Origin of the sequence: Catellatospora sp. IY07-71 (genome assembly GCF_018326265.1) — a bacterium.
GTDB lineage: Bacteria > Actinomycetota > Actinomycetes > Mycobacteriales > Micromonosporaceae > Catellatospora.
In genome coordinates, this window is sequence record NZ_AP023360.1 from 4,693,707 (window position 1) to 4,712,093 (window position 18,387).

At 73.1% G+C, this 18,387-nt stretch carries 20 protein-coding genes; 14 read left to right on the top strand and 6 right to left on the bottom strand.

The genetic code is table 11. The annotated features are described in order from the left end of the window. Positions 1-19 precede the first annotated feature (19 nt). A complete protein-coding gene (locus CS0771_RS20955) occupies positions 20-1,234 on the bottom strand; it encodes an acyltransferase family protein (protein ID WP_212842565.1) in 1,215 nt (404 codons plus the stop codon). A gap of 306 nt (positions 1,235-1,540) precedes the next feature. Here CS0771_RS20955 and CS0771_RS20960 point away from each other — a divergent pair, with 306 nt between their 5' ends. Together CS0771_RS20960 and CS0771_RS20965 are read left to right on the top strand one after the other, a co-directional pair. Next, positions 1,541-2,419, top strand: a complete 879-nt coding sequence (locus CS0771_RS20960; protein ID WP_244870924.1) for a hypothetical protein — start codon at positions 1,541-1,543, stop codon at positions 2,417-2,419. A 368-nt stretch (positions 2,420-2,787) separates the two neighbouring features. Continuing rightward, positions 2,788-3,045 carry a hypothetical protein gene (locus CS0771_RS20965; protein ID WP_212842566.1) on the top strand — a complete coding sequence of 86 codons (258 nt, stop codon included), beginning with the start codon at positions 2,788-2,790 and terminating at the stop codon, positions 3,043-3,045. A 91-nt stretch (positions 3,046-3,136) separates the two neighbouring features. Here the strand turns inward: CS0771_RS20965 and CS0771_RS20970 are convergent, their stop codons facing one another. Next, positions 3,137-3,610, bottom strand: a complete 474-nt coding sequence (locus tag CS0771_RS20970) for a hypothetical protein (RefSeq protein ID WP_212842567.1) — start codon at positions 3,608-3,610, stop codon at positions 3,137-3,139. A gap of 454 nt (positions 3,611-4,064) precedes the next feature. On the opposite strand from CS0771_RS20970, the gene CS0771_RS20975 reads away from it, so the two are divergent. From CS0771_RS20975 to CS0771_RS20990, 4 genes are all read left to right on the top strand, one after another. Beyond that, complete coding sequence (locus CS0771_RS20975; protein ID WP_212842568.1) at positions 4,065-4,700, top strand: hypothetical protein; 636 nt, start codon at positions 4,065-4,067, stop codon at positions 4,698-4,700. A 93-nt stretch (positions 4,701-4,793) separates the two neighbouring features. Then, on the top strand, positions 4,794-5,651 hold the full coding sequence (locus CS0771_RS20980) for a universal stress protein (RefSeq protein ID WP_212842569.1): 858 nt from the start codon (positions 4,794-4,796) through the stop codon (positions 5,649-5,651). A 94-nt stretch (positions 5,652-5,745) separates the two neighbouring features. Continuing rightward, positions 5,746-6,189 carry an HPP family protein gene (locus CS0771_RS20985; RefSeq protein ID WP_212842570.1) on the top strand — a complete coding sequence of 148 codons (444 nt, stop codon included), beginning with the start codon at positions 5,746-5,748 and terminating at the stop codon, positions 6,187-6,189. A 137-nt stretch (positions 6,190-6,326) separates the two neighbouring features. Then, positions 6,327-7,904: a GAF domain-containing sensor histidine kinase gene (locus CS0771_RS20990; RefSeq protein WP_212845954.1), complete on the top strand. Its 1,578-nt coding sequence runs from the start codon at positions 6,327-6,329 to the stop codon at positions 7,902-7,904. Here the strand turns inward: CS0771_RS20990 and CS0771_RS20995 are convergent. After that, positions 7,901-8,542 carry a response regulator transcription factor gene (locus CS0771_RS20995; protein ID WP_212842571.1) on the bottom strand — a complete coding sequence of 214 codons (642 nt, stop codon included), beginning with the start codon at positions 8,540-8,542 and terminating at the stop codon, positions 7,901-7,903. The genes CS0771_RS20990 and CS0771_RS20995 overlap by 4 nt on opposite strands. A gap of 131 nt (positions 8,543-8,673) precedes the next feature. Here CS0771_RS20995 and CS0771_RS21000 point away from each other — a divergent pair, with 131 nt between their 5' ends. Beyond that, complete coding sequence (locus CS0771_RS21000) at positions 8,674-9,648, top strand: nitroreductase family protein (RefSeq protein WP_244870925.1); 975 nt, start codon at positions 8,674-8,676, stop codon at positions 9,646-9,648. A gap of 42 nt (positions 9,649-9,690) precedes the next feature. On the opposite strand, the gene CS0771_RS21005 is transcribed toward CS0771_RS21000, so the two are convergent. Further along, positions 9,691-9,897 (bottom strand): S1 RNA-binding domain-containing protein, encoded by a 207-nt coding sequence (locus CS0771_RS21005; RefSeq protein WP_212842572.1) that lies wholly within the window; start codon positions 9,895-9,897, stop codon positions 9,691-9,693. 242 nt (positions 9,898-10,139) lie between these two features. On the opposite strand from CS0771_RS21005, the gene CS0771_RS21010 reads away from it, so the two are divergent. From CS0771_RS21010 to sigJ, 5 genes are all read left to right on the top strand, one after another. Then, positions 10,140-10,766, top strand: a complete 627-nt coding sequence (locus tag CS0771_RS21010; protein ID WP_244870926.1) for a TetR family transcriptional regulator — start codon at positions 10,140-10,142, stop codon at positions 10,764-10,766. A gap of 60 nt (positions 10,767-10,826) precedes the next feature. Continuing rightward, on the top strand, positions 10,827-12,482 hold the full coding sequence (locus CS0771_RS21015) for an MDR family MFS transporter (RefSeq protein WP_212842574.1): 1,656 nt from the start codon (positions 10,827-10,829) through the stop codon (positions 12,480-12,482). A gap of 188 nt (positions 12,483-12,670) precedes the next feature. After that, the gene (locus tag CS0771_RS21020) at positions 12,671-13,087 is read left to right on the top strand and encodes a four-helix bundle copper-binding protein (RefSeq protein WP_212842575.1); all 417 of its coding nucleotides are present in this window, start codon (positions 12,671-12,673) and stop codon (positions 13,085-13,087) included. 127 nt (positions 13,088-13,214) lie between these two features. After that, positions 13,215-13,652, top strand: a complete 438-nt coding sequence (locus tag CS0771_RS21025; RefSeq protein ID WP_244870927.1) for a carboxymuconolactone decarboxylase family protein — start codon at positions 13,215-13,217, stop codon at positions 13,650-13,652. Then, on the top strand, positions 13,652-14,545 hold the full coding sequence (gene sigJ / locus CS0771_RS21030; RefSeq protein ID WP_212842576.1) for an RNA polymerase sigma factor SigJ: 894 nt from the start codon (positions 13,652-13,654) through the stop codon (positions 14,543-14,545). Before CS0771_RS21025 ends, sigJ begins: the two co-directional genes overlap by 1 nt. A 40-nt stretch (positions 14,546-14,585) precedes the next feature. Here the strand turns inward: sigJ and CS0771_RS21035 are convergent, their stop codons facing one another. Continuing rightward, positions 14,586-15,575 (bottom strand): sulfite exporter TauE/SafE family protein, encoded by a 990-nt coding sequence (locus CS0771_RS21035; protein ID WP_212842577.1) that lies wholly within the window; start codon positions 15,573-15,575, stop codon positions 14,586-14,588. A 269-nt stretch (positions 15,576-15,844) separates the two neighbouring features. Between CS0771_RS21035 and CS0771_RS21040 the strand changes: the two genes are divergently transcribed. Continuing rightward, complete coding sequence (locus CS0771_RS21040) at positions 15,845-16,816, top strand: phosphotransferase enzyme family protein (RefSeq protein WP_212842578.1); 972 nt, start codon at positions 15,845-15,847, stop codon at positions 16,814-16,816. Positions 16,817-17,124: 308 nt separating this feature from the next. Then, positions 17,125-17,880, top strand: coding sequence for an aminoglycoside phosphotransferase family protein (locus CS0771_RS21045; RefSeq protein WP_212842579.1), 756 nt, complete (start codon positions 17,125-17,127; stop codon positions 17,878-17,880). Positions 17,881-17,903: 23 nt separating this feature from the next. On the opposite strand, the gene CS0771_RS21050 is transcribed toward CS0771_RS21045, so the two are convergent. Continuing rightward, positions 17,904-18,329 (bottom strand): HEAT repeat domain-containing protein, encoded by a 426-nt coding sequence (locus CS0771_RS21050; RefSeq protein WP_212842580.1) that lies wholly within the window; start codon positions 18,327-18,329, stop codon positions 17,904-17,906. Between the last annotated feature and the right edge of the window lie 58 nt (positions 18,330-18,387).

An 18,387-nucleotide genomic window follows, 5' to 3' on the forward strand; every position in this document is an offset into this window, starting at 1 on the left:
TCTACTGCCTTCCAGTCCGTTATGGACGCATTCCAAAAAGGATCCGGGTGATCCTGGTACGCCGCACCAGGAGGTCGTACGCCCCGATGGTCAGCAGCAGCGCGATCGTGACCAGGGCGGTGTACTTGACGAGGATCGGCGCCGGCCAGGAGACCACGACGTAGGCGACGGCCACCACGACCGGCTGGTGCAGGATGTAGATCGGCAGCGCGCCGAGGGCGAGGTAGGCGTAGACCCGGCGGCCGAGGCCGGTCGGCGCCTGCTCGGCGTGCGCGCCGTCCGGGCTGCGGCGGCGGTCGAGCAGGCCGAGGATCGCCAGGACCCAGCACCAGCCGGTGATGCCGTAGAGGAAGCGCGCCGTCATGGCGACGCCGGTCAGGTCGCTGAACGGGTCGCCGCCCTCGATGGACAGGAACAGCGGCATTCCGGCCAGCATGAGCACCGCCCCCAGCACGGCGGCGGGCACGGCATCGCGGCGCATCGCCGCGCGGAAGCGGTCGTCGCCCGCGAGCAGCACGCCGTACGCGAAGAACAGCAGGTAGGCCCAGCGGTTCCAGCCCGCGTAGCCCTCCTCCATACCGTCGAAGGCGCAGATCAGGGCGAGCGGCAGCGCGGGGAGCAGGACGACGCCCCGGTGGGCGACGGCCGCGGCGGCCCGGTCCTGGAGCCGCCGCAGCGGGGCGGGCGGCAGCAGCCGGACCGCCGCCGACAGCAGCAGCGCCCACGCCACCAGCATCACCACGAACCACAGGTGCCCGGACTCGAAGTGCTCGCCACCCAGCAGGAACGGGAACTCCGCCGGCTGGAACCGCACGTCGAGGAAGCGCGGCAGGAAGCGCCAGTAGGGCTCGTCGTAGCCGGGATCGGCGGCGCGCAGCCGCAGCCACTGCGGGATCGGCAGCAGCGCCACGGTGGCGAACAGCAGCGGCACGCCCAGCCGCCGCAGCCGTTCGGCGGCGAACCCGCCCGGCCCGCGGCGGCGCAGCGAGTGCCGCGCGCCGTACCCGGCGATCAGGAACAGCAGCGGCATCGCCCAGACCACGGCCAGCCCGGCGATGACCGTGGTGACCGCGGTGGTGTCGGCGTTCTTGACGTAGTAGTCGTCGCGCTCGTCGAAGACCAGCGCGGAGTGGAAGAAGATCAGCCCGACCACGACCAGCGTGCGGATCGCGTCCAGCTCCGGGCGGCGACCGGGTGGCGCGGCCGTGCCCGGCGTCGCGTGTTCGGTTGCCAAGGCACCGCCTCCCTTCGTTAGGAAGGGCACCTTCTACTACGGAAAACGATAAGAAGGTGCCCTTCCTTGCAGTCGTCAGTGGGACGCGGTGGGAGGGCCGCGGGGTGGTCGCCGGTTCAGTCCATTTTCGATGCCTGAAGCGAGGGCCGGGGGCGTCCCGGCAGGCGGCGGCCGGCTCGCCGACGACGTCGCCGCGTCCGCCGCGCCAGCGGCATGGTAAACGGTTACCGGGCCGCGATCGTATAGGAAACGGCGCGCGGCGTCGAACCCCGGGACCGGCGCCGGGCACCGTGAAACGATGAACCGGTGCTGGTGGTGAGCATGATCGGGGCGCTGCTGGCGGCAGTCTGCTTCGGCCTGTCCTCGGTGATGCAGGCCGTGGGCATGCACCGGGCGGGCCCGGTCAGCGAGGAGGATCCGCGTTCGCTGGTACGGGCCTGGCTGACGGTGCCGTTCCTGGCCGGCACCGGGCTGGACCTGCTCGGCTTCGGCTTCGAGCTGGTCGCGTTACGGCACCTGCCGCTCTTCCTGGTGCAGGCGGCGGTCGCGTCCGCGCTGGCGGTCACCGCCATCGCGGCGAGCGTGGTGATGAAGGAGCGGCTGGGCCGGGGGGAGAAGCTCGCCGTGGTGGCGGTCTGCCTGGGCCTGGCGCTGCTGGGCTGCTCGGCCGGGCCGGAGGGGGCGACCCGCGCGCACCCCGACTTCTACACCGCGCTCGGGGCGAGCCTGCTCGGCCTGGCCGTGCTGGGTCTGCTGGCCGGGCGGCTGCCGGGCAGATGGCGTACGCCGATCCTGGGTCTCTGTGCGGGTCTGTGCTTCGGCGTGCTGGCGCTGGCCGCGCGTACGCTGCCGCAGCTGGACCCGGTGCGGCTGCTGCGCGAGCCGGCCACCTACCTGGTGGCGGTGTCGAGCCTGATCGCGCTCGTGCTGTGGACGATGGCGCTGTCGGCCGGCGCGGTCACCACGGCGACGGCGGCGATGGTGGTGGGCGAGACGGTGCTGCCCGCCGTCATCGGCGTGCTGGTGCTCGGGGACGAGGCGCGCGCGGGCTGGGCGCCGGTGGCGGTGGGCGGCTTCCTGCTCGCGGTGGGCGGCGCGCTGGCGCTGGCCCGGTTCGGCGAGCTGCGCGGCGGCCCGGCCGAGGGTGCGGCCGCCACGGCGGCGCCCGCCGAAGCGGGCCGGTGAGCCCACCCTGTTCCCAGCATATGGACGCCAGTACGCGGTCAACGGTGCGTCCGTGGGATGTGTCGCGCGCGTTACACCAGGTAGGTGACGCTGCGTGCGGTCCACGTTCCTGGACGTCACGGACAGGTACCCAGAGCGCTTGCGCGGTCACGGGTTCACTTGCATTATGGGAGTCGCAAACGCAAGGTCTGGTTTGCATAGTGGCACTTGCATCTGTGGCCCGGATGGTGTGGTCTTCACAGCTCCGGGCGGGCGGCCGGAATCCCTCCGGACCGGCCGGCTTCACGGAACACCGCTCATCCCGTACATTGGGACGGCCCTGTTTCCGATTTCCCATCCGCGAGCACGTTCGCCGCAGTGAGGCACGAATGCCAGCTCCCCGGATCAACCCCGCGCGCCGATCTCCTGACGAGATCGCGGCCACCGACTCGTACCAGCCCGGCGACCGGGTCTGGGTCTATCGCGACCGTACGTGGCAGGCGGGCATCGTCTCCGACACCTCGCCGGAATCCGCGGTCGTGATCCGCGGCGGGCAGCGCGGGGTGCAGGAGGAGACCGTGACGGCCCCTCACCTCATGGTCCGTGACGACGAGTACGTGTACCTCGACACCGTCACCTACGTCTGAGGACCCCAGACCGAGCCGGCACTCGCGTAGCCTCGGGTGCCGGACCGGGCCAGGCGGGTGGTGCCCTGGGCACCACCCGCCTCGGCTTGTCTCAGCCCCGGCGCGCGCGGCGGTGGCGCTGGAACTTCTCCCGGTACTCCAGCGGCACGAACACCAGCGTGGTGACCACGGCCGCGACGACCGCCCACAGCGCGACCTGGCTCGGGCTCAGGTGGGTGATGCCCATGTTCGACGTCCACACCGGGTGCAGGCCGAGCGGCGGGAAGCCCTCCCAGAACAGCACCCACAGCAGCGGCACCAGGCCCATCGCGATGCCGTACGCGGTGAAGTGGCCGGCCTGCGAGAACAGGATGCCCAGCACCACCGCCGCGATCAGGTAGACGAGCACGGCGGTGCGCTGCCCGCCGTCGGTCGGGATCCGGTCGATCAGGTAGTTCCAGGTCGCCACGATGGCGTCGAGCACCGGCTCCCAGTACACCGCGATCAGCACGAGCGCCACCACGCTCAGGATCGCGATGCCGAGCCCCTTGAGAATCTTGAATGCGCCGGCTTCTGCCCGCGTCACAGCGTTCCTCCCTCGCCGAGTCGTACGCGCCGGCGCTCCCGCGGCGCGGGGCCCCTGCGCCCGCCGAACATCCACATCGGAGTGACTGCCGCCGGTGTGGAGACACGGGGTTACGAGGGTCGCACGACCTCGTCCCCCGGGCGGTGCCGTGCGAGCGGCGCGCAGATCATCCCACCACCGCCCGCGGACAGCGAGGGCTGGACGACCCTTTCCGGTTGCCGCAACGGCTGAGCTGCATGAAGATTCGCCCGCGCATGCCACGCGGGGGAGGGGTCAGCGGCCGCCGGCATGGATCCGGGAATCGGCGCAGCACGGCGACGTGGGTGGGCACTGGGTCCCCGTGGGCCGGTGACTTTGGTCCCGCCGGGTCGGGCCGTCGCACCCTGCCCTGGAGCACCGGTGAAAAGGGACGCTGAGGACACACGGCAGGAGACGTCCTAAGGAGACGGAAACCATGAAGCGCAGGACCCTCGACCTCATGTTCAGCCTCGGCGGCGTGGCCATCGCGCTCCTGCTCGCCGTCGCGGGCCTGGTGCTGCAGGCCAACGCGGACTTCGCCAACGACTATGTGGGCCGCCAGCTCGCCGAGCAGAACATCACCTTCAAGGCACTGGACAAGCTGACCGCCGAGGAGCGGCAGCAGCCGGGCCTGGTCGAGAACGCGGGCAAGCCGATGATCACCGGCAAGCAGGCCGAGGTGTACGCCAACGAGTTCATCGGCCTGCACCTGAAGGGCACCGCGGGCGGCAAGACGTACGCCGACATGGGCGAGCCGCAGTCGGCGCTGCGGGCGCAGATCGCCGAGGCGACCAAGAACGGCACGGACGTGACCGCCCTGCAGCAGCAGCTGGCCGAGGTCACCGCCCAGCGGGAGACGCTGTTCAAGGGTGAGACGCTGCGCGGGCTGCTGCTGACCACGTACGGGTTCAGCGAGTTCGGGGTCAAGGCCGGGCAGGCCGCGCTGGTCGCCTTCCTCGCCGCGCTGGTGATGGCGCTGCTGGCCGCCGCGGGCTTCGTGCACGCCTGGCGCACCCCGCGCACCGAGGCCTTCGCCCCGGTGGAGGCTCCGGAGCGCACCCCCGTCGCCTGAGCCCTCCGCCCGGTACGGCCCACCTGGCCAGGTGGGCCGTACCGCCGTCGTAGAAGTCCTGGTCGTCCGACAATGGAGCATGGAGGTCCCGTGATGAACGAGCGGAACGGCCCGGTCGTGGCCGGGGTGGACGGATCGGATTCGGCGCTGCGCGCGGTGCGCGCCGCCGCGCGGGAGGCGGGCTGGCGGCGCTGCCCGCTGCGCATCGTGCACGCCTTCATCTGGCCCCTGATGCACGTGGACACCGGCGCGTCCGAGGCGGTGCCGCAGGGCGGCCTGCGCCACGACGCGGAACGGGTCCTGGAGCTGGCGGCCGCCGCCGCGACGGACGAGACGCCCGGCCTGGAGGTCACCACCGACCTGGTCACCGGGGCGCCCGCGCCGGTGCTGCTGCGCGAGGCGCGGGAGGCGGCGCTGGTGGTGCTCGGCGACCGGGGCCTTGGCGGGTTCAGCGGGCTGCTGCTGGGCTCCGTCGCGGTCCAGGTCACGGCGCACAGCACCACGCCGGTGCTGGTGGTGCGGGGCCGTACGGACCCGGCCGGGCCGGTGCTGGTGGGCTGCGACGGCTCGGCCGGCGCCAACCCGGCGGTCGAGGCGGCGTTCCGGGAGGCGGCGCGGCGCGGCGCGGACCTGGTCGCGGTGAAGGCGTGGCGGGAGTCGCCGGGCCTGGCCGCCACCCAGCTCTACGACGCCGAGTCCGCCCGCAAGGAGGAGCTCGACATGCTGCAGGACGCCCTAGACGCCAGCCGGGGCCGCCATCCCGAGGTACGGGTCCGCGCCGAGGTGATCTCCGGGCGGGCCGGCCAGGAGCTGGTCCGGCTCAGTGAGCAGGCACAGCTCGTGGTGGTCGGCGCCCGCGGCCGGGGCGGCTTCACCGGCCTGCTGCTCGGCTCGGTCAGCCAGCAGCTGCTCCACCACGCCGCCTGCCCGGTCCTGGTCGCCCGCGCCTGACGGGCGTCCGCCGGGAGCGGGTCCAACGGCCCTGGGCACGCGGGCCGCGGCGGATCATCCTGGAGCTGAGGGTGGTTTGGCCGGGGGGTGGGTCATGGACACGCGGATCGCGGACACGTGGGGTACGGACGGGCGTACGGCGTCGCCCGGGCTGGCCTGGCGGCAGCTCAGCGAGGTGATGAGCGCGCCGGTGCGGTGCGTGGAGACGTCGGCGACGCTCGGCGAGGCGCTCGGCGTGATGGTGCGGGACCGGCTGCGGCACCTGGTGGTGACCGACGAGGGCGGCCGCTGCGTGGGCGTGCTCGCCGACCGGTCCGTGGTGGCGGCCTGGGCCACTGAGCCCACCTCACTGACGTACCGGCGGGTCTCCTCGGTGCTGGACCGTACGCCCGCGGTGGTCGCCGCGGAGGCGGCGGTGGTGGACGCGGCACGGCTGATGCGCACCGAGTGCGTGGACGCGGTGGCCGTGGTCGACGCGCGCGGCGTCGCGGTCGGCATCGTCACCGGCAGCGACCTGGTCGCACTGCTGGCACGGTGACCGGTTTCGCGCGCCGGGCGGCCCGTCATAGCATCGCCGGTGTGGAACAGCAGTGGAACACGCTGGGATTGCCGCCGCTGTCGCGGGCGGGTCTGGACGAGCTGCTGCAGGAGCTGCTGGATCGCGTCGCCGAGGTGATGGCGAGCCGGGAGCGGCTGCGCAGCCTGCTCGACGCGGTCGTCGGCATCGGCACCGACCTGGACCTGCGCTCGACGCTGGAGCGGATCGTGGTCGCGGCGTGCCACCTGGCCGACGCCCGCTACGGCGCGCTCGGGGTGGTGGGGCCCGACCGCACGCTGGTCGAGTTCATCACGCACGGCATCGACCCGCGCGCGCACGCGGCCATCGGCGACCTGCCCACCGGGCACGGCGTGCTCGGGCTGCTCATCGCCGAGCCGCACCCGGTGCGGGTCCCGGACATCTCGGCGCACCCCCGCTCGGTCGGCTTCCCGCCGCACCACCCGCCCATGAAGAGCTTCCTCGGGGTGCCCATCCGCATCCGCGACCAGGTGTTCGGCAACCTCTACCTGGCCGAGAAGCGAGAGGCGGCGTCGTTCACCGAGGACGACGAGGAGATCACCATGGCGCTGGCGGCGGCGGCCGGCGCCGCGATCGAGAACGCCCGCCTGTACGCGCTCGCGCAGCGCCGCCAGCACTGGCTCGCCGCCACCTCGGAGATCACCACCGCGCTGTCCGGTGACCTGTCCACCGGCGAGGCGCTGGCCCTGGTGGCCCGCCGGGCCCGCGAGGTGGCCGAAGCGTCGCTGGTGGCGGTGCTGCTGCACGACGAGGCGGCGGGCACGCTGCGGGTGGCCGCGGTGGACGCCGCCGAGCCGGTGCCCGGCCTGTCCGGGGCGGAGCTGCCGGCCGGGCAGACGGGCCTGCGCCCGGTGCTGGACCTGCACCAGGTGGTCGCGCTGGAACGGCTCGGCAAGGCCGCCCCGTGGCCGGTGCCGGTGCCCGACGTGCGCGCCGTCGCCGCGCCGCTGGCCGGCGCGCAGGGGGTGCTGCTGGTCGGGTATCCCGGCCCGGCGCGGGTCGACGACGAGCTGCTGCTGACGGCGTTCGCGGGCCAGGCCGGGCTGGCGCTGCAGCAGGCGCGGGCCCGGGAGGACCGCGAGCAGCTGCTGGTGCTGTCCGACCGGGAGCGCATCGCCCGCGACCTGCACGACGTGGTGATCCAGCGGCTGTTCGCCACCGGCCTGCAGCTGCAGACGGTGGCGGGGATGGCGGGGCAGCGGCCCGAGGTGGCGAGCCGGATCGGCACGGCGGTGGACGCGCTGGACAGCACCATCCGCGACATCCGCGGGGCGATCTTCGAGCTGCGCAGCCCGGCCGGGGAGTCGCTGCGGGCCGAGCTGCGCGGGCTGGCCGAGGACGCCGCCGCAGGGCTGGGCTTCCGGCCGGAGCTGGTGCTGGACGGGCCGCTCGACAGCGCGGTGCCCGAGGAGCTGCGCGCCGACCTGCTCGCGGTGATCCGCGAAGCGCTGTCCAACGTGGTGCGGCACGCCGGGGCGAGCCGGGTGCGGGTGCGGGTGGGCGTCGGATCCGGCGGGCTCGCCGTCACGGTCGGCGACGACGGCTGCGGCGGCGCGGTGGCCCGGGGCGGGCTGGTCAACCTCGGGGAGCGGGCGGCGCTGCGCGGCGGGTCGCTGTCCGTCGAGCCGAACGAGCCCACCGGCACCGTGCTCGACTGGCGGGTGCCGCTGGGCTAGCGCTGGCCCTGCTCGCGCAGCTTGACCGCGAGGATCGCGGCCTGGGTGCGCCGCTCCAGGCCGAGCTTGGCCAGCAGGCTGGACACGTAGTTCTTGACCGTCTTCTCGGCCAGGAACATCTGCGCCGCGATCTGCCGGTTGGTCAGGCCGTCGGCGACGTAGCCGAGGATCTTGCGCTCCTGCTCGGTGAGCGACTTGAGCTGGTCCGGCTGGTGCTGCGGGTTGCGGATGCGCTCCAGCACCCGCAGGGTCACCGCCGGGTCGAGCAGCGACTGCCCGGCTGCGACCCGGCGTACGGCGTCGACCAGGTCGGTGCCCCGGATCTGCTTGAGCACGTACCCGGCGGCGCCCGCCATGATCGCGGCGAACAGCGCCTCGTCGTCCTCGTACGACGTCAGGATCAGGCCCTTGATGTCCGGGTCGACCGACCGAACGTCGCGGCACACGTCGATGCCGCTGCCGTCGGGCAGCCGGGCGTCCAGCACGGCGACGTCGGGGCGCAGCGCGGGGATGCGCCGCACCGCCTCGGCCGCCGAGCCCGACTCGCCCACGACCTCGATGTCGCCGTCGGCCTGCAGCAGGTCGCTCAGCCCGCGCCGCACCACCTCGTGGTCGTCGAGCAGGAACACACGGATCACTCCTGCAGTCTGCCCGCTCACAGGCCACCGCGGGAAGGGACCTAAGTCCCGGCTGGGAAGGTGACCCACGTCCCGGCCAGCCACTACCGGCGGCCCTGCCCGGCCGCGGTGACGAGGCGCACAGTGGACTCATGCGAGCCGACGAATCCCTGCCTGACGAGGTGCTGCGTGACGCGGCCCGGACCGCGCTCGCCGCTCCCTCCATCTTCAACACGCAGCCGTGGCGCTGGGTCACCGGGGGCGGCCGGCTGCGGCTTTACGCCGACCGCCAGCGCCAGCTGCTGGTGGCCGACCCGCAGGCCCGGCTGCTGACGGTCAGCTGCGGCGTCGCGCTGCACCACGCCCGGGTGGCGCTGGCCATGGCCGGGTACGCGGTGGACGTGCGCCGCCTGCCCGCCCCGGAGGACCCGGACCTGCTCGCCGAGCTGACCCTGACGGGGCCGCACGAGACCACCGCCGCGGAGCGGGGGGCGTTCGCGGCCATCCCGCGCCGGCGCACCGACCGGCGGGCGTTCACCGAGCGGCCGGTGGCGGCCGAGGTGTGCGCGGAGCTGGTCGCGGCGGCGCGGGCGCAGGGCGCCGACCTGCAGCTGGTGGGCGACGGCGAGCTGGCCGTGCTGGCGCTGAACGTGGTCCGCGCCGGGGCGCTGCGGATGGCCGATCCGGAATACCGGGCCGAGCTGGCCGACTGGACCCACCGGCCGCCGTGGAGCGGCGACGGGGTGGACACCGCGGGCGCGGTGCGGGCGGTGCCGCGCCGGGTGCCGGTGCGTGACTTCGCCCCGTTCGGGGGGCCGACGCTGGCGGCGGGGCCGGACTCGGACCGGGGCGCCCGCTACGCCGTGGTGTTCACCGAGCACGACGGCCCGGCGGACTGGCTGCGAGGCGGTGAGGCGCTGTCGGCGGTGCTGCTGACCGCCGTGCGCGCGGGACTGGGCACGGCACCGATCAGCGACGTCACCGAGCTGTCGGTGACCAGGGACGAGCTGCGCCGGCTGCTGCCGGACGGCGGCTACCCGCAGCTGGCGGTGCGGGTCGGCTACGCGCCGCCGGGCGAGCCGCCGCGTACGGTGCGCCGCCTGTTCGAGGAGGTGCTGGAGGCGTGAGCACGGGGGAGGCGGCCGCACCGGGCCGCCTCCCCCGTCACGTCACACCAGCGTCAGGCTGGCGCGGCGCTTCTCACGATCGATCTCCAGGATCCGTACCGTGACGCTCGAACCGACCTGCGGCTCGGTCTCGCCGTACAGCAGGCCGTCGGCGTCGTCGGCGATCCTGACGAAGGCGCCGAAGGGCACGATCGAGACGACCTGGCCGACCAGGACGTCCCCGGTGTTGAGTTCCTCGAAGCGGGACATGCGCTCACCTCCTTCCTCGGCAGGCTCCGCTCGTGCGGGCGACGACGAAGGAGGGCGGGCCGCGGGCCCGCCGGGCGATCACGGCACAGCCGGATGCCTGTTCTGATCACGGCACTGGGCCGACCCGGCAGTCACGCGCCAGACCATAACGGCCCGGCCGGTCCCGGGGCAATCCGGATATGCGGCCCGCGCCACCCGGATATGAACTTGCAGTCTCTGCAAGTTCCAGCTTGAATCGTGCGGTGGTTCCCGACGTGCACTCCGACGCCGCCCCGCTGGGCCGGCGTGACCTGCGCAAGCAGCAGACCCGGGCCGCGCTGACCGGCGCGGCGCTGCGACTGTGCGCCGATCGCGGGTTCGACCACGTGACCGTGGACGACATCAGCGCCGCCGCGGGCGTCTCGCCGCGCACGTTCTTCAACTACTTCGCCTCCAAGGAGGACGCCGTGCTCGGCGACCACCTGGTCGAGGTGGACGCGATGCGCGCGCGGCTGGCCGCGCTGCTGCCCGCGATGCCGGTGCTGGAGGCGGTCCGCCGCGCGGTGCTGCTGGTCGTCGCGGCGATGGAGGCCGACCGCGACCACTGGTTCCTGCGCATGGAGGTGTTCCACCGCAGCCCGCAGCTGCTGCCCCGGCTGGTGCTCAGCGGCGCCGAGGCCGAACGGGTGACCACCGAGCTGATCGCCGCGCACCTGGGTGTCGACCCCGTCGCCCACGGCTATCCGGCGCTCGTCGTCGCCACCACCAGCGCGGCCTTCCGGGTCGCCGCGACCCGCTGGATGGAGGCGGGTGGCCGGCTGTCGCTGGGCGCCCTGGTCGACGAGGCGTTCACCGATCTGGCCGCGGGGCTGCCCGACCGCGCCGCCTGATCCCGGCCCCCGTCCCCCCGGGTGATCCTCACCCGGTCGAAACATCACGTGAGGAAACGAATGACCACCACCGCCAACCCGCCCGACCAGGCGGACCAGGGCGCCGAGCCCACCTCCATGTCGAGGCGCGAGGTGATGCAGGCACTGTCCGGGCTGATGCTCGGCATGTTCGTGTCCATCCTCGCGTCGACGATCGTCGCCAACGCGCTGCCGCGCATCATCGGCGCGCTGCACGGCAGCCAGTCCGTCTACACCTGGATCGTCACCATCGAGCTGCTTGCCATGACGGCCACCGTTCCGCTGTGGGGCAAGGCGGCCGACCTCTACAGCAAGAAGCTGCTCATCCAGCTCTCGCTCGGCCTGTTCGTCGTGGGCTCGCTCATCGCCGGTCTCTCCCAGAACGTCGAGACCCTGCTCGTCAGCCGGCTGGTCCAGGGCGTCGGCGCGGGTGGCATGACCGCGCTCGCCATGATCGTCATGGCGGCGATGATCCCGCCGCGCGAGATGGGCCGCTATTCCGGCATCTTCGGTGCGGTCTTCGGCATCGGCACCATCGCCGGGCCGCTGATCGGCGGCGTCATCGTCGACACCGACTGGCTCGGCTGGCGCTGGACGTTCCTGATCGGCGTGCCGTTCACGCTGCTGTCGATCTACCTGCTGCAGCGCACCCTGCACCTGCCAGCGACCCCGCCCGGCAAGGTGAAGATCGACTACCTCGGCGCGTTCCTGATCACCGCGGGCGTGTCCACGCTGCTGGTCTGGTCGACGCTGGCCGGGCAGAAGTTCGCCTGGGCCTCGGGCTGGACCGCGCTGCTGGTCTCGGCGGGCGTGGTGCTGCTGGCCCTGGCCGTGCTGGTCGAGTCGCGGGCCGCCGAGCCGATCATCCCGCTGAACCTGTTCCGCAACCGCACGGTCGCCCTGACCATCATCGCCAGTGTGCTGGTGGGTCTGGCGATGATGGGCGGCGCGGTGTTCCTGTCGCAGTACTTCCAGATCTCGCTGGGCAAGTCACCGACGGTCGCCGGCCTGATGAGCCTGCCGATGATCTTCGGTCTGCTGGTGTCGTCCACGGTCGCGGGCGGTCTCATCACCAAGTACGGCAAGTGGAAGATCTACCTGGTCGCGGGCGGCGTCATCATGACCGCGGGCATGCTGCTGCTCGGCACCATCGACCACACCACCAGCGTGCCGCTGCTGTCGGCGTACATGGCGGTGCTCGGCATCGGCGTCGGCCTGCTCATGCAGAACCTGGTGCTCGCCGCGCAGAACGACGTGCCCGCGCACGAGCTCGGCGTGGCCACCTCGGTGCTGACGTTCTTCCGCAGCATGGGCGGTGCCATCGGCGTGAGCGCGCTGGGCGCGGTCATGGCCAACCGGATCACCGACCTGTCGGCGGAGAAGTTCGGCCCCGCCGCGGCCGGTGGCGGTTCGACCCAGGTCCCCGACCTGGCCGCACTGCCGCCCGCGGTCCGGGCGATCATCGCCGAGATCTACGGCGTCGCCACCGCGGACCTGTTCCTGATCGGCGCCCCGTTCGCCGCGCTGGCGCTGATCGTGGTGCTGTTCATCAAGGAGAAGCCGCTCAGCACGCTCAGCGGTGCCGACCGCCTGGCCCAGGAGAGCGCCGCCGACAGCGCCGACCTCGGCGCCGAGGACGGCGCGGACGCTGCTCCGGCGGCCGGCAAGCGGCCCGACGAGCCGCTGGCGGTCGGCTGACCCAGCGCCTCTGCTCTGCTTACAGGACCGTTGCGGCTCTGTGAGCAGAGCAGAGCGGGCCGGGCGCCGCCGCGAGTGGGCGAACCGCGCATACGCCCGCCCCCGGGGCCGGCGCCGCGCCGTGATCACCGCGAAGCCGCGCACCTGAGCCGCCCGCGCGCGTACGATTGATCATCTGGAGGCGAGCCATGCAGCCGATGACCCCGATGTACCGCGACGAGGAGGATCTCCGGCACGACAACCGGGCGGCGTGCGTACGCGCGTGCAACCTGTGCGCCGAGGCGTGCAACGCCTGCGCCGACGCGTGCCTGGGCGATCCGGCCGTGGCCGAGCTGGTGATCTGCATCCGCACGAACCTCGACACCGCCGACATGTGCGCGACCGCCGGCGAGATCCTCGACCGCTTCCGCGGCAACCATCCCGAGCTGGTCCGCTCCGTGCTGGAGGCGTGCGCGACGGTCTGCGACGTGTGCGCGAACGAGTGCCGGGCCCATGCCGACCGCCGCCCGAGCTGCGCGGCGGCCGCCGACGCCTGCGACGCCTGCGCCGCGGCCTGCCGCGTGATGCTCGCCGAGGCGTCCCTGGCCGAACCCGCGCTGCGCTGACCCCGCCCGGCTGTGACCTATGTCCCAGCCGGTGGCGATCTGTCACATCGCGGCCCCCATGTCCCGTCGTTCCCGGGACGGGGGCCTCCGGTCTCCGTGAAACTGGAGAACGGAAGGGGAGTGCCTGATGAGCCAGCGCATGAACGTGGGCGAGATCGCGCCGGAGGGTTACCGGGCCGTGCTGGGCCTGGAGAAGTACCTGCGCCACCAGCTCGACGCCCGCCTGCTGGACCTGGTCAAGCTGCGCGCGTCCATGCTGAACGGCTGCGCGTACTGCGTCGACCTGCACGGCGGGGACCTGCTCAAGCACGGCGAGGACGTGCGCCGCGTGCTCGGCGTCAGCACCTGGCGCGAGTTCCCCGGCTTCGACGCCCGTGAACGGGCCGCGCTCGCCCTGACCGACGAGGTGACCCGGCTCGGCGAGCACGGCGTCTCCGACGAGGTGTGGGACACCGCCCGCGCCAGCTTCACCGACAAGGAGGTCGCCGACTTGATCCTCGCGATCGGACTCATCAACCTGTGGAACCGCATCGGCGTGACCACCCGGCTGGAACCGGTGCTGTGATGTCCGCCGTCACCGAGGCACGCGCCGTGGCCGCCGACGGATTCGAGCAGCACCGCCCGGTGCTGCTCGGCCTGGCGTACCGGATGCTCGGCAGCTGGTGGGACGCCGAGGACGTGCTGCAGGAGACCTGGCTGCGCTGGCATGACGCGGACCGGGCGGCGCTGGCCGACCCGCGCGGCTGGCTGGTCACCGTCACCACCCGGCTGGCGCTGGACCAGCTGCGCTCGGCGCGCCGCCGCCGGGAGACCTACCCGGGCACCTGGCTGCCCGAGCCGGCCCCGATCGGGCGGCAGGTCACCGACCCGGCGGAGACGGCGCAGCAGCGCGAGACGCTGTCCCTGGCCGCGCTGCGCCTGCTGGAGCGGCTCACCCCGCCGGAGCGCGCGGTGTATCTGCTGCGCGAGACGTTCGAGCTGCCGTACGCCGAGATCGCGCAGACCCTGGGGCTGACCGAGGCCAACGCCCGCCAGCTGCACCGGCGCGCGGCCGACCACGTCGGCGAGGATCGCAGCCGGTTCGCGGTGGACACCGTGGATCACCGCGCCCTGGTCGAGCGCTTCCTGGCCGCGGCCAGCACGGGCGACCGTGCCGCGCTGGAGGAGCTGTTGGCCGACGAGGTCGTGCTGTGGAGCGACGGCGGCGGCAAGGTCCGTGCGGCCCTCAACCCGGTCGTCGGGGCGCCGAAGGTGGCCCGCTTCATCATCGGCATCACCGAGAAGGCGAGCCGGGTGGAATGGCGCGTCGCCGAGGTCAACGGCGGCCCCGCCGCGATCGTCCTGCTCGGACCGGGCTGGCAGCTGCTCACCTGGGAGTCCGAGGCCGGCCACATCGTCGGCCTCCAGCTCCTCAGCAACCCCGACAAACTCCGCGCGCTCGTACCGCCGAGCCCCTGACCGAAACCACCAGCCCGCCACCCCGCCGGTGGCGCAACTCTCAAAGAGGCGCGGCCTCCGTCGCTCCTCGACGGCGCGACGCTTCAAGAGTTACGCCAGGCTGGGGGGCGTCGGGCTGGGAGTCGGTGGGGGTGGCGCGGGCGGTGAGGCCGAGGCGGTGGCGGGCCAGGAGCCAGAGGGCGGGGAGCGCGGCGAGCAGGGCTGCGGTGGTGACGCCGACGGCGATGGTGCTCGCGCCGAGCAGCTTCAGGCCGCTGGCGGTGAGGACCACGGTCAGCGCGAAGCGGATCAGGCCGCCGGGGGCGCGGGACGACACGGCCGCGCCGAGCAGCACGCCGGGCACCGCACCGGCGATCAGGGCCACCGTCAGCGCGAGTTGGAAGTCGCCGAACAGCAGGTGCGCGAGCGCGGCGGCGGCGACCAGCGGCACCGCCTGCACCAGGTCGGTGCCGACGAGCTGCTGCGGCCGCAGCGCAGGGTAGAGCGCCATCAGCGCGATCACGATCAGCGAGCCGGAGCCGACCGAGGTGACCCCGACGACGAGCCCGCCCACTGCTCCGACCAGCACGGTCGGAATTATGCGTACGCGAACGGGCGCCGGGTCGCCCACGACGGCCTCCCGGGACGGGTCCGCCGCGGCACGGGCCTGCTCGCGCAGCCCGAACCAGGCCTTGAGCACCAGCCCGGAGGCGGCCATCAGCAGCGCGGCGCCCAGCAGCGACTGGATGACCTCCGAGGCGCCCTCGCTGTCGAACGCCTTGGCCACGAACACGCCGCAGAACGCGGCCGGGATGCTGCCCGCGCACAGCCACAGCACGAGCCGCATGTCCACGGTGCCGCGCCGCCAGTGCACCGCCCCGCCGAACGGCTTCATGATCGCGCCGGCCACCAGGTCGCTGGAGACCGCGCTCAGCGGCGGCACCCCGAACACCAGCACCAGCAGGGGGGTCATCAGCGCGCCGCCGCCCATGCCGGTGAGCCCGACCACGACACCCACGCCGAACCCGGCGACCGCGACCCAGAGATCCATGCGGTGACCATATAGACCGGTGGTCCGGGCGGGCAGTCTTCATCCCAGGTTGCGGTATCAGGCGCAGCCTCCCGACGACTCTGTTAACGCGCTGTTCAGCGCCGCGTGTGCATGATCGATCCAACATCATGGACGCATGGTGAGTCGGAAATGAGACTGGGGTCGGTGCGCCGCCCACGACGTCGTGATCGCTGTCCTCGGCGCCGCCCTCAGTGCCCCTGCCACGGAAATCGGTTGACCTTGGCGGGGTGGCTCGTAGGGTGGCGGACATGTTGACGCCTCCCGCCGACCTGGCCGAGGACGAGCTCGTCGCCGTACTGGACGAAGGGTGGGGGATCGGGGCGGTGACTCTGGCGTACCAGCCGGTGGGCTGGGGGAGTCACCATTGGTGCGTCACCGACGCCGCAGGCCGAAGGTGGTTCCTCACCGTCGATGAGCTGCACCGCAGGCGCACGGGCAATGAGTCGCTCGACGGCGCGTACCGTCGGCTGCGGGCGGCCCTGTCCGTCGCGCGTTCCCTGCACGACAGTGGTCTCGCGTTCGCCGTCGCGCCGCTGCGAGCCCGGCGCGGTGAGCCGCTCGTGCGCGTCGGCGCCTTCGCCGCGGCGCTGTATCCGCACCTCGACGGGCAGAGCTTCGGCTGGGGTGAGTACACCGCACCCGGCCACCGGGAAGCCGTGCTGGAGATGGTGGTCGCCGTGCACACCGCACCCGCCGCCGCACGCCGCGGCGCCCTGCGCGACGACTTCACCGTGCCGCACCTCGACGGCCTGCACGCGGCGCTGAGCGGCGACACCCCGGACTGCGGCCCCTACGCCCACCGCGCCGTCCGCCTGCTCACCGCACACGCCCGGCCGGTCCGCGACCTGCTCACCCGCTACGAACGGCGGGTCGAGGAGCACCGGGACGCACCCGTCGTGCTCACCCACGGCGAGCCCCACCCCGGCAACACCATGCTCACGCCCGACGGCTGGCGCCTCATCGACTGGGACACCGTCCTGCTCGCCCCACCCGAGCGCGACCTGTGGCTGCTCGCCGCCGACGACGACACCATCCACACCGCGTACGCCCAAGCCACGGGCCACACCCCCGACTCGTCCCTACTGGACCTCTACCGCGAACGCTGGACCCTCGCCGACATAGCCGTCGACCTGGCCCGCTTCCGCCAACCCCACGCCGCCACCCCCGACGACACCAAGACCTTCGCCATCCTCACCGAGATCATCACCACCTTGAGCTGAAGGAAGGGCACCTCTTTATCGGAATACGCAGAGGAAGGTGCCCTTGTTGACGTCGCACCGTTCTGTGCTCGAGCGCGGCTGCCAGCCGGTCGGAGTGCCGGCAATCGCTGAGCAGGTAGACCGGCGGACGTCTCAAGGACATGTTCCACGGCGACCGCACCGTCATCCTGCGTGACCCGTCCGGCCACCTGTGGGTGTTCCTGACCCACCTGGAGGACGTATCGGAGGAGGAGCTGCGTAGCCGGATGGCTGCGCTTGAGCCGCAAGGAGGGGCAGCGCACCGTCCACAGGGCCGTTAGGCTGCCTCGATGCAGACCCACGAGCTGTCGGTGGACGGCGGTGTCCTGGTCAAGCGCTACACCTCGTGGGACCGCGACGAGCACCGTCGCGAGTGGCTCATTCTGAACCACCTGCACCGTCACCTCCCCGGCCTGGTGCCCGAGCCACTGGCGCAGGAACTCGACGCCGTGCCCCCGTCGGTGACGATGAGCGTCCTGCCCGGCGAGCCGCTGACCGGCCCGCTGTCCACGGCCCAGCTCGACGGCCTGGCCGCGGCGCTGCGCCGGATGTGGTCGGTGCCCGCGCGGGAACTGCCGCCGCGCAGGTACCACCCGGCGGAGGCGGTCGCGGCGGCGCGTGCCATGTACGCGTCGGCGACCCGGCCGGACGGGATCGCCGGGGAGGCGTTCGACGCCGCGACAGCGTTCCTGGCGAGGCCCTGCCGGCCCGACGCGGTGGACGTCATCGTGGGGCACAGCGATCCCCACCTGCCCAACTACCTGTGGGACGGCCAGGAGGTGCGCATCATCGATTTCGAGGACGCCGGCGCCTCGGACGTCGCCTACGAGCTCGGCACGCTGATCGAGCATCTGTCCTCGCGCGACACCGACTGGACCGGCTGGCTCGCTGGGTTCGACGTCGATCCCGACCGGCTGCGCTGGTCACGGGGTGTGTTCGCGGCGCTGTGGTGCTACTGGCTGCTGCCCGGCAACGGCGCGGCCCGCCGCAATCCACCCGGCACGCTGCAGCACCAGGCGGTCCGGCTGCTGGAACTGGTGAGCTGACCAACTCGCGGACACGCGCCCGGTCAGGCGGACCCGTCGATGCGGCGCAGGGCGGCCGCGAGCGCGTCGCATACGTCCCGGTGCGCGTCGTCGCCGTGCCCGGCGAGGGCGGCGCGGGCCTCATCCCCGCCGAGCCGGCCGAGCGCGGTGACCGCGTTGGCACGGACCCGGGGCTCCGGGTCGGTCAGCAGCGCGGCGAGGTGCGGCACGCTTTCGCGGTACGGCAACCGCCCCAGCGCTGCCGCGGCACGCGCCCGGACCAGCGCGTCCGGATCGGACAGCAGCACGGTTGACGGCGGCCGCCCCTCATCGCGGTGTCCCTGCAGCCAGGCGGTGGCCCGCCGCACGGGCGCCGGTGGAAAGTACCGGTGCGGGCCGGCCGGCGCACCCAGCGCGACCAGGGCGCGGCCCGCGGCGTGGCGGGTCCGCCGGTCGGGTGCCTCGTGCACCAGCTTATAGAGCGCAGCGACAATCGCCGGAATCGCTCGTCGATCAAGGTGCGAGTCC